This window comes from Streptococcus infantis (assembly GCF_047463635.1).
GTDB lineage: Bacteria > Bacillota > Bacilli > Lactobacillales > Streptococcaceae > Streptococcus > Streptococcus infantis_W.
Genome location: NZ_JASHDL010000005.1, coordinates 1 through 14,170 on the forward strand (window position 1 = coordinate 1; position 14,170 = coordinate 14,170).

The window sequence follows — 14,170 nt, forward strand, 5'->3', positions numbered from 1 at the left end:
TGTGTCTACTGGATCCTTGAAGGCTACTGTTGTACCCTTAGGAAGATCTTTCAAGTTACCGATTGAATCTTCTGCTTTTGGTTCAGTTCCTTTATCTACAGTTTGAGCTTTTGGTGTTGGCTCGTTCTTATCTGCATCTGTTGGTTTTGAACTTGGGTCTGTAACAGTTACTTTAACTGGAACTTCTTCCTTAGAACCATCTGGGTAAGTTACAACTGCTGTCGCAGGTTTTTCACCTGGTGTTGTTGTGTCTACTGGATCCTTGAAGGCTACTGTTGTACCCTTAGGAAGATCTTTCAAGTTACCGATTGAATCTTCTGCTTTTGGTTCAGTTCCTTTATCTACAGTTTGAGCTTTTGGTGTTGGCTCGTTCTTATCTGCATCTGTTGGTTTTTTAGTTACAAATTCTGATAATGGTTTTGTATCTGTAGAACCATCTGTATAGGTTACTACAAGATTTCCTTTGTCATCTTTTGTGACTGATTTAATCTTACCATCTTTATCAACTGGAGTATCTTTTGCGATGTTCGCATCATCGTTATCTTTTTTGTACTCAAGTTGTAATTTTTCTTTGATTTTATCTAACTCAGCATCTGTTACTTTATCTGGATCTGCTACTTCAACTTTATCAGCTGGAGCTGGAGTTGCAATATCGTACTTATCTGTTTGAGATTTAACGATAAAGTGAACATATCCTGGTGTCTGAGTTGCATTAGGGTTTTGATCCAATGCTCTAAAATCAGTAGTTGATGGTGCATTATCATTGTCATTAGCAACAACAAAGCTTGTCCAATGGTTTGGAGCTTTAAGTGTTGTAACACCTGTCATCTTAATAGTAGCTGTAGCACCTGATACAGTACCATCACCATGAGTGACTGCTGAATTCTCGATTTTTCCAGTTGTGAAACCGTAATCTGCCGTATTATCTTTTCCAATACCACCAGGACCACGTACATACATATCTTTAACAGCAGTGTTGTCTGATGCTTTGAATGTTAAATCAGTGTTTTCACCTGTATAAACATAGATTTCTTTCTTAGCTTCATTTGAGTATGGGAGCTCAACTGTTGGAGCTACGTTTACAAATTCTGACAATGGTTTCTTATCTTGAGAACCATCTGCATAGGTTACGACAAGATTTCCATCTGCATCTTTTGTGACTGATTTAATCTTACCATCTTTATTAACTGGAGTATCTTTTGCGATATTCGCATCGTCATTGTTCTTGTTGTACTCAAGTTGAAGTTTTTCTTTGATTTTAGCCAACTCAGCTTCTGTTACATTTGCTGGATCTGCTACAGTAACTTTTTCAGTTGGAGTAGCAATGTCATATTTTTGAGTTTGGCCCTTAAGCATGACACGGAATGCACCTGGGTCAGTTGGGTTTGAAGCACTTGTTGCTCCATTCTCAATTTTCGCACCATCTGTATCCGTTGCAGTTGCATAACGCCATCCTAAAGCTACACCTTTTGGATTTTCACCTCTAGTGGCAGCATCTAAGTCGTTTTGTGTAAATTTCCCTTCTGGTGCTGGAGTACCTGAATAAGTAATGACTGCTGGTGTTTCTGCTGTTGCTGGAGTTTCAGTAGAGATAACATTTGCTTTAAATCCAAATTGAGTGTTAATTTTATTTGCTTCACCTTCAACTGGTTTAAATGCTTGGTTTCCTCCAGCGTTTACAGTAGCACTTGCAATTTTTCCGCTATCATCTTTGAATTTGATATCGAATGAGTTTGCTTCTCCACCGTATACATAAACTTCTTTAGTAGCTTTATTAGAGTAAGGAATCTCTACTGTTGGAGCTACGTTGTCACGTGCAGGAGTTGTTGTATCTTTCGTTACAAATTCTGACAATGGTTTCTTATCTTGAGAACCATCTTTATAGGTTACAACAAGATTTCCATCAGCATCTTTTTCGACTGATTTAATCTTAGCATCTTTGTCAGCTACAGGTTGACCTTTTTTATCTGCCAAGTTAGCATCATCATTGGTTTTAGAGTACTCAAGTTGGAGTTTCTCTTTGATTTTAGCTAAGTCGTCATCTGTTACATTCGTTGGGTCTGCTACAGCAACTTTTTCTGTTGGAGCTACAATGTCATATTTTTGAGTTTGTCCCTTAAGCATGACACGGAATGCACCTGGGTCAGTTGGGTTTGAAGCACTTGTTGCTCCATTCTCAATTTTCGCACCATCTGTATCCGTTGCAGTTGCATAACGCCATCCTAAAGCTACACCTTTTGGATTTTCACCTCTAGTGGCAGCATCTAAGTCGTTTTGTGTAAATTTCCCTTCTGGTGCTGGAGTACCTGAATAAGTAATGACTGCTGGTGCATCTGCTGTTGCTGGTGTTTCAGCAGAGATAACATTTGCTTTAAATCCAAATTGAGTGTTAATTTTATTTGCTTCACCTTCAACTGGTTTAAATGCTTGGTTTCCTCCAGCGTTTACAGTAGCACTTGCAATTTTTCCACTATCATCTTTGAATTTGATATCGAATGAGTTTGCTTCTCCACCATAGACATAAACTTCTTTTTCAGCTTTATTAGAGTAAGGAATTTCTACTGTTGGTGCTACGTTTTCACGTGCAGGAGTTGTTGGGTTAACGAGATATGCTGCTGCAACCTTATCTGTTGATTTATCAGGGTATGTGATTGTAAGGTTACCCTTTTCATCTACACTGTATTGTGAACCTGCTGGAAGACTTGGGTTCGCAGTTTTAACTGAGTTGATGATCTTGTTCTTTTCATCTTCACTAACGTTGTTTGGATTTGCAATATCTACTTTTGTACCTGCAACTGGGTCATACTTTTTAGTAGTCTCAAGAACTGTAACAGTGATTACTCGATCAATCGATACTTTCTGATTACTTGTTGGCTCTGGACTTCCAGTAGCTCTAAAGACGACCTTAGTATCCCCTAGAGGTTGGGTCCATGCAACAGTACCTTTTGCTTCAGCATGGCTGTTTCTTATTGCTGCACTTCCATTAGTAGACAATCCACCCGATGGTTCTACCCCTTTTACATTAAAAGCTGTTTCTGGAACAATTCCGAACCAACGCAAAGCTGTCCCAGCAGCATCACCTGTTAAAGTAAGTTTATCTCCACGATAAAGTGTCACCTTTGTCGTATTGGTGATCATTTGCAACTTATAAGGACCCTTGGTCACCTCATCGTTCGAAATCGGCGTTGGTGTTTTTGTAACTGTAATCGGTGCACTCTTAGCTGACTCTGTTCCACCTGCTGGTGTTGAAGTAGCTGTGATCTCTCCTTCAGGAAGGCTGTTTGTAGGGTGAACAGTTGCTACACCTTTATCGTTAGCTACGGCTTCACCGATCACAACGCCATCTTTGTTGTAAAGTTTAACAGTTGAACCTGCTGGTGCTTTCACTGTTACATCAGCTGGAGTACTTGCTTTACCTGCCAAATCATTGACAATTTCTGGGGCTGATGCTGGGGCTGTAGTTGCGCCATCTACTGCTGGAGTAATTGGTTTTGATGGTTCTGGTTGTGGCTGTGGCTGTGGTTGTGGTGCTGGAGTCTCCTCTTTTGGAGCTTCTTCAACGTTACGTGATTGCCATCCTTGAAGACTTGAGTAGCTACCTTCTTGCATGTTAGAGATAACTCGAGCTGTTGTTCCAGCTTTCATATCTTTGTTCAAGGTCAAGTTGATTGTTGAGTAGAACTTACCATCTTCACTTGAAGCAACACTTGCAAGTGCACTGCTTGAAGAGTTTACTTGCCATTTACCTGGAACAGCATCACGTTTGAGTCCAACTTCTTGCGCCTTGCCATCTTTATCCGTGAATTGGAAGTAAGCTGCTCCTGCATCGTGTGGCACTTTCAAGGTAACGTTTCTATCATTTTCAACAAGATTATTCTGTTGTTTTGATTTAGATGATGGTACGATCTCTGAGTGACCGAGAGAGATATTTACAGGTGTAGCAGCACTTTCTTGACCATTAACTGTTTGGGTAACGCTAATGTTATCCCCAGTAACTAACTGTGGACCACCAGAAACGCTACTATTCAAACCAAAATCAAGTGGGAATGACCATTGTCCGTTTTGTGCAACTTGGGTTTGCTTAGCAGTTTTACCATTGCTCTTGAGATTGATGATAGCACCTGGCTTACCTGTACCTGAGATGGTTGTGTCTGTAGAAGCTACAGTAGGTACTGTAATTGTGTCATTTGTTTGAGTGTAAGTGTTGTTGACTCCTGGTTGTGGTGCAAGTCTTGATGAGATATTAATCCCAACTTCTGGGAAATCTGAAGTACGATTTTTAACAGCTGATGAACCATTCATCCCACCATTTTCTAGTGAGTTTTTTACAATAGCCGTTGCAAAACGAGCAAACAGATTGTGATGGGTCCCTTTAGTCACTACTCTATAGGTAAGCGAATCAGGAACTCCTCCACCAATGTATTTATAATGAGACGCCAAAGCTTTGTGATTGCTCATAGCAGGGAGCTTTCCAAAATCTTTCTCAACGTAATAATCCTCATTCAGACGTCCAGCATTAGGACCACGGTCTACGACAGTAATACTTTGAATTGTATCATCTGATGCGACCACCAAGCCAGCAGCTTGGTGATTCTTATGCTGCGGTACAACACTAATTGTCCAAGTCGTTGTGTCTCCATCCACACTGTAGCGAACTGACTGAAACTGCTTGACACCCGCACCAGCAAATTCACCTTCAGCGACTGATCCGTCAACTGAACGGTATGCTGCACGTGAACTTAGATCACGTTTCCCTCTTGAACGGACTGGTTCAGCTGGTGCGACTGGTTCAGTTGCCGCTTCCGTTACTTCTTCAACTTTAGCTTCAGTGGCTACTGCTGTTGCTTTTTCTTCTTTGGCAGCAAGTTGAGCTACTGCCTCTTTGAGACTAGCGACTGCTGTATCCACTTGGTCTTGGCTAGCTTCTGCATTTGCCAAAACATTTTGTGCTTGTTCAAGTGCTGTGTTCAAGCGAGAAAGAGAGTCTTCTGTCTTTCCTGCTTTGTCCAAGCCTTTTACTTCTTCGACCAACTGGGTCAAAGCTTCTTTGTTAGCTGTTTTAGCAGTAGTGTTTTCCGCTACCACTGCTTTTTCAACTGTTGCTGGCTGAGTCTCTGCCACAGCAGCAGGAGCTTCATAAGTCCCCGTTTCTCCACCATATCCAGGCTTAGCCTCTTTAGCTTTTGAGCCACTCTCAACTGTAAATTCCGATGCTGTGTCTGCATGGACCGTTTGAGTAGCTAAGCTAGCTCCGACCGCAAAAACAAGCGAACAACCAAAAAGGAAATGTTTTCCTTTTTTAATCATACGCCAGTTCTTCTGCTCTGCATTTTTACGATTAAAATACATTCTTATCTCCTATTTATTTTTTATTAGAGTCGCATGTGTTTTACATACGTTACCATTATAAAATATAGAGGCAAAATAGTCAATCACTTTGTTTGTTTAGAAAAAAAAAAAAATCCTAGGTACAAATCATTTCCAAATTTACTCTTTTTTTAGTAAAATTATTATAAAATTTGATAATTTATAAACGATTTTTAAAAGTTTTTTTCGAAAACATGCTATAATAGAGAAAAGCCCTGATAATTTTTTTATCTTTTTTTGTTTATAATACTTTATATTTTCAAGGAGTATTTCCCATGAGAGAACTATTATCTCACAAAGAACAGAGACAATTAAAAATTCTAGAATACTTATTTGAGAACCAAGAATGGATTCATATTGACACCTTGGCTGATATTCTAGATCTGAATGGACGCATCATCAAAAGCGATATCAAAGAAATGCGCGAGCAACTTTCTTGCTTTGATATTTTATCATCAACTGCTGGTATCCGACTAACGAACGAACAGAACTTTGGTATTGAGCGAATTTATAGACACATTTTGCAAGAGTCTGTTAATTTTCAGGTACTCAAAGCTTTCTTCCTATTAGAAGAACCATTTACTTTCGAGCACCTAGTTGAAACGCTTGATATTTCTCTTCCCTCACTTCGTAAGAAGGTTGCTGAGATCAATAATATTTTGCAATCAAAGTATAAATTCAAGCTCAAGGTGACCCCTATTTCAATTATTGGAGACGAAAGAGACATTCGCTTCTTTTTTGCCCAATATTTCCATGAAGCCTATGGTTTCTTCAAATGGCCATTTCCTTTCTCTTCTGAAGATGTGGATGAATTTGTGACTTTTTTTGTCAAGGTCACAGGCTATCCTATCACCTACCAAAATATGTTTCAGCTGAAGACACAAATTGCAGTCAATCTCCATCGAGCAAAGATTTTACCGAGACCTAAAGGGGAAATCGAGTTTGACTCTCTTCGCCCTATTTTTAGTCAACTTTCAAACTTCCAGCAGGAATTGCAATCTCTTGGTGATCGTCTTGGAATCACACTCGATTTTACAACCATTGACCAAATTTTCAGCTCCTATACTCAAGAGGGGATTTTCTTCACGGTCGAGGATTTCCTAGAGGCGCGGAAAGACAATGAGAAAGTCGATCACTCCTATCACTCAGCTCGAGATGTCCTCGACAATCTTACCCGACAGTTTGATGTCCACTTTTCAAATACCGATCAATTGATTTGGCACTTGCATAACACTGCATTTCTAGAGCGTCAAGAAATCAACTCAGAATCTATCATTTCTCATAACAAATCTTATGCACTGAATAAGATTAAAAAGTTCTTCCCAGATTTTTACGAAGCAGCTAGTTTTGAAATGATGCGCTATAAGTCTAGCTTGGGACAAAAGGAGCAACTTCACGCTGTAATCCATCTAGTCTATACTCTTTTAACCCACGCAACTGATCTAATGGAACAACTCCTAAAGCACCAAACCAAGGTTCGTGTTCTTGTTTTGAGTGAGTTTGACTTTGCCCATCCTCAGGCTTTGATTTCACTCTATCAATTTTACACCTCTAGAAACATCCACTTTGAAACATGGGATAAAGCGACACTAAATGTCAATGAAATCATGGAAGCGGGTTACGATGCCATCATTACCAACTTTGATATTGAAGGATTGGTTCATCCGAAACTCATGAACGTCGGTCGCATGGCTAATCTACAAGTCGTCAATGAACTCAATACTCTTTCCATTAGTAAACTTTAAAAAAGCCTCTGTTTTATAACCAAGTAAGCAGACTAAAACATATACAAACGCATAATGTCAGTTATCTTAAAAACTTGATATTATGCGTTTTTATACTCTTCGAAAATCTCTTCAAACCGCGTCAACGTCCATCTGCAACCTCAAAGCAGTGCTTTGAGCTGACTTTGTCAGTTTTATCCACAACCTCAAAACAGTGTTTTGAGCAACCTGCGGCTAATTTCCTAGTTTGCTCTTTGATTTTCATTGAGTATTACTTTCAACAATGGATTCGCACTTGTCGATAAATTTTTGCTCATTTACAACATAGTGGATTGAAATAAGGTATGAACAATTCGATTAGGAAAGTCAAACTAATTTCTAGAAATATTTTTAGCAGTCGTAATCTACTATTCTAGATTCAATCCACTATACATTGTGAATTCTAAAAAAATTGCTAGAAATTGACTTAACTTCTGTAGTAAATTTGTTCAGATTTTATGTAACTATAACCTATATATTTCAGTCTAAGAAAAGACTTTTCCTTGCTTTGCTAGAATATAGCAAGATCTACTGATTAGCTGGTCAATTTCAATGTTTATACTTAGGCTAGGATATTTCTTCAGTAGACTATCAACAAAAAGGGGGATTGGATTTTAATGGAGGATGATTTTTCACCTAGTCTGATTTCTCACCTACAAAACAAAAGAAAACGATTGCATAAAATTTTACTCCATGCTATACTAGGATAGAAATAAATGATAGGAGAGTGTCTATGAAAAACACGTCATCTCAACCAGATAAAAAAATGATTTACAGTATCCGTTCTCTGAAAAACGGAGCTGGCTCTGTCCTTATTGGAGCAAGCTTTATCCTCCTTGCCTTAACAGCACCTTCTGTATCTGCAGCTGAAACTAGTCTTGGCACACAAGAAAATGTAAGCGCTATTAGTGCAGGCCCAGTTACTACAGAAACCAGCCAAGCTGAGGAAAAAATGCCTATTTTGGCCCCAAAAGATGCAAACGCTTCCCTAGAGTCTAAAACATCTGACTCAGTAGCAGTTTCTGAAACAGCTTCAACTGAGGCTACTGCAAGCCTTCCAACCAATAAAGACGAGAAAACAGAAGTATCAAGTCTAGCTGCTGAGAAAGCTTCGCCAGCAGACACTGTATCTGAAAATCCGATCCAAGACAACTACTTCCGTATCCACGTCAAAAAACTTCCCCAAGAAAACCAAGATTCGCAAGGTCTTTGGACCTGGGACGATGTCGAAAAACCATCTGAGAACTGGCCAAATGGCGCCCAGTCCTTCAAGGATGCCAAGAAAGACGACTACGGCTACTACCTAGATGTCAAACTAAAAAATGAACAAGCCAAGAAAGTCAGCTTCCTCATTAACAACACCAAAGGGGACAACCTTACTGGAGATCGTTCAGTAGAGCGCCTCTCTCCAAAGATGAATGAAGCTTGGCTTGATGAGGACTACAAGGTCCACAACTACCAACCGCAGCCAGCTGGAACGATCCGCGTCAACTATTTCCGCACCGATGGTAACTATGACAAGAAATCTCTCTGGTACTGGGGAGATGTGAAGACTCCAAGCAATGGTGAATGGCCTGACGGTACAGACTTTACTGCAAGTGGAAAACATGGACGCTACATCGACATTCCGCTCAATGAAGCCGCCAGAGAATTTGGATTTTTACTATTAGATGAGAGCAAGAAAGGCGATGATGTGAAAATCAGAAAAGAAGATTATAAATTTACTGACCTGAAAAACCACAGTCAAATCTTCCTTAAGGATGATGACGAAACAATCTACACCAACCCTTATTATGTGCACGACATCCGTATGACTGGTGCCCAACATGTGGCTAAGTCCCGTATTGAAAGTAGTTTTTCTACCTTGGTTGGTGCTAAAAAAGAAGACATCCTTAAACATTCCAACATCACTGACCACCAAGGGAATAAAGTGGCTATCTCCGATGTTACAATCGATGAAGCAAGTAAGAAAGTAACCTACATCGGTGATTTCTCTGACACTCAAAACCCATATACAGTCGCCTATGATTCAGATCATTTTACAACTCGTTCAAGCTGGCGTCTCAAAGATGAGACTTACAGTTACGATGGCCCTCTTGGTGCTAACCTTAAAGAAGATGGCAAACGTGTTGATCTGACCCTCTGGTCACCAAGTGCTGATAAAGTTTCTGTTGTCATCTACGATAAGAAAGATCCTGAAAAAGTGGTCGGAACCATCGCTCTTGAAAAAGGAGAAAAAGGAACCTGGAAACAAACTCTGAATGAGAACTCAGGACTTGGTATTAGCAACTATACTGGCTACTACTACCACTACCAAATCGAGCGCCAAGGCAAGACTGTCCTCGTACTTGATCCTTACGCCAAATCTCTAGCAGCTTGGAACAGCGATCTAGCCAAAACAGACGCTGCCCATAAGGTTGCTAAAGCTGCTTTTGTGGATCCAGCAAAACTTGGACCTCAAGACTTGACTTATGGTAAGATTCATAACTTCAAATCTCGTGAAGATGCTGTTATCTACGAGGCTCACGTTCGTGACTTCACTTCAGATCCCGCCATTGCAAAAGATTTGACTAAACCATTTGGTACTTTTGAAGCCTTTATCGAAAAGCTTGACTACCTCAAAGATTTAGGTGTTACCCACATCCAACTCCTTCCAGTCTTGTCATACTACTATGTCAATGAATTGAAGAATCAAGAACGACTGTCTGCCTATGCTTCAAGCGATAGCAACTACAACTGGGGTTATGACCCTCAAAACTACTTCTCCTTGACTGGTATGTACTCAAGTGATCCTAAGGACCCAGAAAAACGTATCGCAGAATTTAAGAACCTTGTCAACGAAATCCATAAACGTGGCATGGGTGCTATCTTAGACGTAGTTTACAACCATACTGCCAATGTTGATATCTTTGAAGACATTGAGCCAAACTACTACCACTTCATGGATGCAGACGGAACACCTCGTACTAGCTTTGGTGGTGGTCGTCTAGGAACAACCCACTACATGTCTAAACGCGTCATGGTAGACTCTATCAAATATCTAGTCGATACCTACAAAGTAGATGGTTTCCGTTTCGATATGATGGGAGATCATGATGCAGCTTCTGTCGAAGAAGCTTACAAGGCTGCACGCGCCCTCAATCCAAATCTCATCATGCTTGGTGAAGGTTGGAGAACCTATTCTGGTGATGAAAATATGCCTACTAAAGCTGCTGACCAAGATTGGATGAAACATACCGATACTGTCGCTGTCTTTTCAGATGACATCCGTAACAACCTCAAGTCTGGTTATCCAAATGAAGGTCAACCTGCCTTTATCACAGGTGGAAAACGCGATATCAATACCATCTTTAAAAATCTGATTGCTCAACCAACCAACTTTGAAGCAGATAGCCCTGGAGATGTGATTCAATACATCGCAGCCCATGATAACTTGACCCTTTTTGACATCATTGCCCAATCAATCAAAAAAGACCCAAGCAAGGCTGAAAACTATGCGGAAATCCATCGTCGTTTGCGCCTTGGAAATCTCATGGTCTTGACAGCTCAAGGAACACCATTTATCCACTCTGGTCAGGAATACGGACGTACCAAACAATTCCGTGACCCAGCCTACAAGACTCCAGTAGCAGAGGATAAGGTTCCAAACAAATCTCACTTACTTCGTGACAAGGATGGTAACCCATTTGACTATCCTTACTTCATCCATGACTCTTATGACTCTAGCGATGCTGTCAACAAGTTTGACTGGACTAAAGCTACAGATGGAAAAGCTTATCCTGAAAATGTCAAGAGCCGTGACTACATGAAAGGTTTGATTGCCCTTCGCCAATCTACAGATGCCTTCCGACTCAAGAGTCTGCAAGATATCAAAGACCGTGTCCAACTCATCACTGTCCCAGGCCAAAATGGTGTGGAAAAAGAAGATGTAGTGATTGGCTACCAAATCACTGCTCCGAATGGAGATATCTACGCAGTCTTTGTCAATGCGGATGAAAAAGCTCGTGAATTTAACTTGGGAACTGCCTTTGCACATCTCAGAAATGCTGAAGTTTTAGCAGATGAAAACCAAGCAGGACCAGTCGGAATTGCCAACCCTCAAGGACTTGAATGGACTGAAAAAGGCTTGAAATTGAATGCCCTTACAGCTACTGTTCTTCGAATCGCACAAGGTGGTGCCATCGTTGCCCCAGCTGTGGAAGAAAAACCAGAATTTGATCTTTCTAGCTTGAATGTCGAACAAGAACAAGGTCAAGCCCAAAACCTAGCAGCAAATCCTGAAACCCAAGAAACTGCTGCAGAGACTCTTTCTCAGAAAGTCCTTCCAAACACAGGAACTGAGAGCAAATCTCTTCTTACTCTTGCAGGAATCAGCCTCCTAGCCCTCCTTGGACTTGGTAGCTTCCTCAAGTCAAGAAAGGAACAATAAAAGCAAGGACTCTATAAATCCAGCAACTTGATAGAAAAACATGTAAAAAGAAGCTGGGATAAAAGTCTTTAAAATCAGAAAAACGCATATTATTCAGATGTTTAAAAAACTTGATAATATGCGTTTTATTGTGGAAAGATTTATACTCAATATTCTACTAAAATTATGTTTGTGTCTCGCCTCTTCAGATTTAAAAAAAGGTTCATTTTGATCAATTTGCTTCAATCTCTTTCTTTTACTAGAGAAAATCATAACCACCCGTCTAACGGGTGGTTTGCACCAGCGCTATAAGCCCAAATTACCAGCCAGCGCCTAAAAACGCTGGCTTTCACGTTGTTCAAGCCTCATTGCTCTTGACTCGTCACTTGCCTCTTAAAGAGGCGTGAGTATTACTTGCCACTATCCCTAAAGGGATCCTCATATTCTTTTACACTTAATTTATCTAGTGCTATATCATGCTTTTTCCTGATCTTGTATGTATTTCCTTATCGTGGCTTCATTAAGCCCTACTGTACTCACATAATAACCTTCTGCCCAGAAATGCCGATTCCCAAACTTGTACTTGAGGTTGGCGTATTTGTCAAACATCATGAGTGCACTTTTACCTTTTAAATAACCCATGAAACTCGAAACACTTATCCTTGGTGGAATACTTACTAACATATGTACATGGTCTGGCATTAAGTGACCCTCGATAATTTCAACTCCTTTATAACTACACAAGCGATGAAATATTTCACCTAAACTACTCCGATATTGATTATAGATGACTTTTCGTCTATACTTAGGGGTGAACACAATGTGATGGAACACATCCACTTTGTGTGTGATAAACTATGAGACTTTTGTACCATGGTTTTCTCCTTTCGCTTTACAATTGGCTTGAACACCTTTATTGTATCGCGTTTGGAGTTTTTTTGGTATAACCTTCGACGCGCACCCGCATAGTGGGTAGTTTATTTGTCTCGCACCTCACAGAGCGAGACGGACTAATAGTCACATAATAAAAAAACTCTTAAAAATAGCATTATGTCAACATTTCTAAGAATTTTTACTATATATTATCCAACCTCTATAAGGGCAATTTTTTTATTACTGATAGGGTATGTCTACATTCTGTCTCTTTCTAGAAGATCTTATTTCTCCATCCTTGCTTCTGCATCTGTCACTACTTGGACAAGGCTTGTTTGACTCAGTTCCTGCTCCATGGCTAGCTGAATCTTTTGTAATTTCTCATCTAAAACCCCATGGATATTGGCTCCTACTGGACAGGCTGGATTGGGATTATCATGAAAACTAAAGAGTTGTCCAGTCTTTCCAAGGCATTCAACTGCTTGGTAAACATCTAATAAGCTGATGTCCTCTAGGTCTTTGATAATCTCTGCTCCACCAGTTCCACGCGCAACTGAGATCAACTCAGCTTTTTTCAGTTGAGATAAGGTCTTACGGATAATGACAGGATTGACTCCAACACTACTAGCTAGAAAATCACTAGTCACCTTGCTTTCTTTCCCTTTTAGGGCAATAATAATCAACATGTGAGTCGCAATGGTAAATCGACTTGAAATTTGCATCTTCTCCTCCTTTTTAAGTAGACTAACTCGTTCTTTTTCTTATATTTATTATATCTCTTGTAGTTGTAATGTCAAGAGTTACCACTAAGCCAGTCATCCAACTCAGCATCATGTCCTTGTTCTTGAGCAATTTCATGAAGTAAGTCTTGATTATGGGTATGGTGAATCCCATTAACTAAGCTTTCATAATAAACTTGGTAGTAGGGTAATTGTAAGTCTTTAGCTAGCTGTAATTCTGCCTCAATATCATAATCGACACGACGAAAATCAGCATCTTTTAAACCTTTTTCATCAAATTCTAAGATCATGTATTGGGCCCGCAAGTCTTTGCGTAAATTTCCAGATAAAAAGAAGGGTTGCCCAATGGAACCTGGATTCAGGATAAGCTGACCACCACTACCATAACGAAGAAACTGCTGATGGATATGACCATAAATGGCAATATCGCAATCTGGATTGGTGACAAGACGATCAAAATCCTCTTGCTTTCCCATATGAATCAATTCTCGCCCCCAGTTTTTATCAGGCAAGTGATGACTAATCCCTAGCTTCAGATCTCCAAACTGGCGATGCACTTGCAAAGGATAGTCCTGCAGTGCCTCAATCTCTTGGCTACTAATTTCTTCCATAATATACTGACACTGGCGCAAGAGATAACGATGGCTAGGTCTGCTTTCATCTAACTTGCGATGACAGGCTCGCCAAAGACTATCTTCCCAATTTCCCAGAACTCTAAGAGTAATGGGTAAAGTGTCCAATCTCTGGAGAATGTTTTTTCGTCCTGTTCCAGGCATTAGGATATCTCCTAATAGCCAATACTCATCAACCCCCGCCTTCTGGGCATCTACCAGAACAGCCTCTAAGGCTGTTGTATTGCCATGTATATCTGATAATACTGCGATTTTTGTCATATCTTTTCCTCTTAGCTTTTCTATTTTTATTATAACAAACTCCAAGTCAAAGTCAAAAAGCACCTATCTTTCCTATCGTTTTTTACTTTACTTTTTTGGTGAAAAGGAATACAATGAAGGTAATAA

5 protein-coding genes and 1 pseudogene are annotated in these 14,170 nt (G+C 40.0%); 2 read left to right on the top strand and 4 right to left on the bottom strand.

Annotation, left to right across the window (positions count from 1 at the left end):
- The coding region (locus QM867_RS04245) for a Rib/alpha-like domain-containing protein (RefSeq protein WP_414315227.1) at nt 1-5,349 on the bottom strand (5,349 nt) is incomplete at its 3' end.
- A 293-nt stretch (nt 5,350-5,642) separates the two neighbouring features.
- Here QM867_RS04245 and QM867_RS04250 point away from each other — a divergent pair.
- Together QM867_RS04250 and QM867_RS04255 are read left to right on the top strand one after the other, a co-directional pair.
- A complete protein-coding gene (locus QM867_RS04250) occupies nt 5,643-7,112 on the top strand; it encodes a M protein trans-acting positive regulator PRD domain-containing protein (RefSeq protein ID WP_414315228.1) in 1,470 nt (489 codons plus the stop codon).
- 751 nt (nt 7,113-7,863) lie between these two features.
- Nucleotides 7,864-11,559, top strand: coding sequence for a pullulanase (locus QM867_RS04255; RefSeq protein ID WP_414315229.1), 3,696 nt, complete (start codon nt 7,864-7,866; stop codon nt 11,557-11,559).
- 389 nt (nt 11,560-11,948) lie between these two features.
- On the opposite strand, the pseudogene tnpA reads toward QM867_RS04255, so the two are convergent.
- From tnpA to QM867_RS04270, 3 genes and pseudogenes are all read right to left on the bottom strand, one after another.
- Nucleotides 11,949-12,413, bottom strand: a pseudogene (gene tnpA, locus QM867_RS04260) (IS200/IS605 family transposase).
- Between the two features lie 282 nt (nt 12,414-12,695).
- Nucleotides 12,696-13,133 carry an Rrf2 family transcriptional regulator gene (locus QM867_RS04265; protein WP_414315230.1) on the bottom strand — a complete coding sequence of 146 codons (438 nt, stop codon included), beginning with the start codon at nt 13,131-13,133 and terminating at the stop codon, nt 12,696-12,698.
- 71 nt (nt 13,134-13,204) lie between these two features.
- On the bottom strand, nt 13,205-14,044 hold the full coding sequence (locus tag QM867_RS04270; RefSeq protein ID WP_414315231.1) for a metallophosphoesterase family protein: 840 nt from the start codon (nt 14,042-14,044) through the stop codon (nt 13,205-13,207).
- Nucleotides 14,045-14,170 lie beyond the last annotated feature (126 nt).

Bases quoted from the DNA above. Each gene is read 5' to 3' on its own strand.
- QM867_RS04255 (WP_414315229.1), top strand. From the start codon at position 7,864: ATGAAAAACACGTCATCTCAACCAGATAAAAAAATGATTTACAGTATC.
- QM867_RS04265 (WP_414315230.1), bottom strand. From the start codon at position 13,133: ATGCAAATTTCAAGTCGATTTACCATTGCGACTCACATGTTGATTATT.
- QM867_RS04250 (WP_414315228.1), top strand. From the start codon at position 5,643: ATGAGAGAACTATTATCTCACAAAGAACAGAGACAATTAAAAATTCTA.
- QM867_RS04270 (WP_414315231.1), bottom strand. From the start codon at position 14,044: ATGACAAAAATCGCAGTATTATCAGATATACATGGCAATACAACAGCC.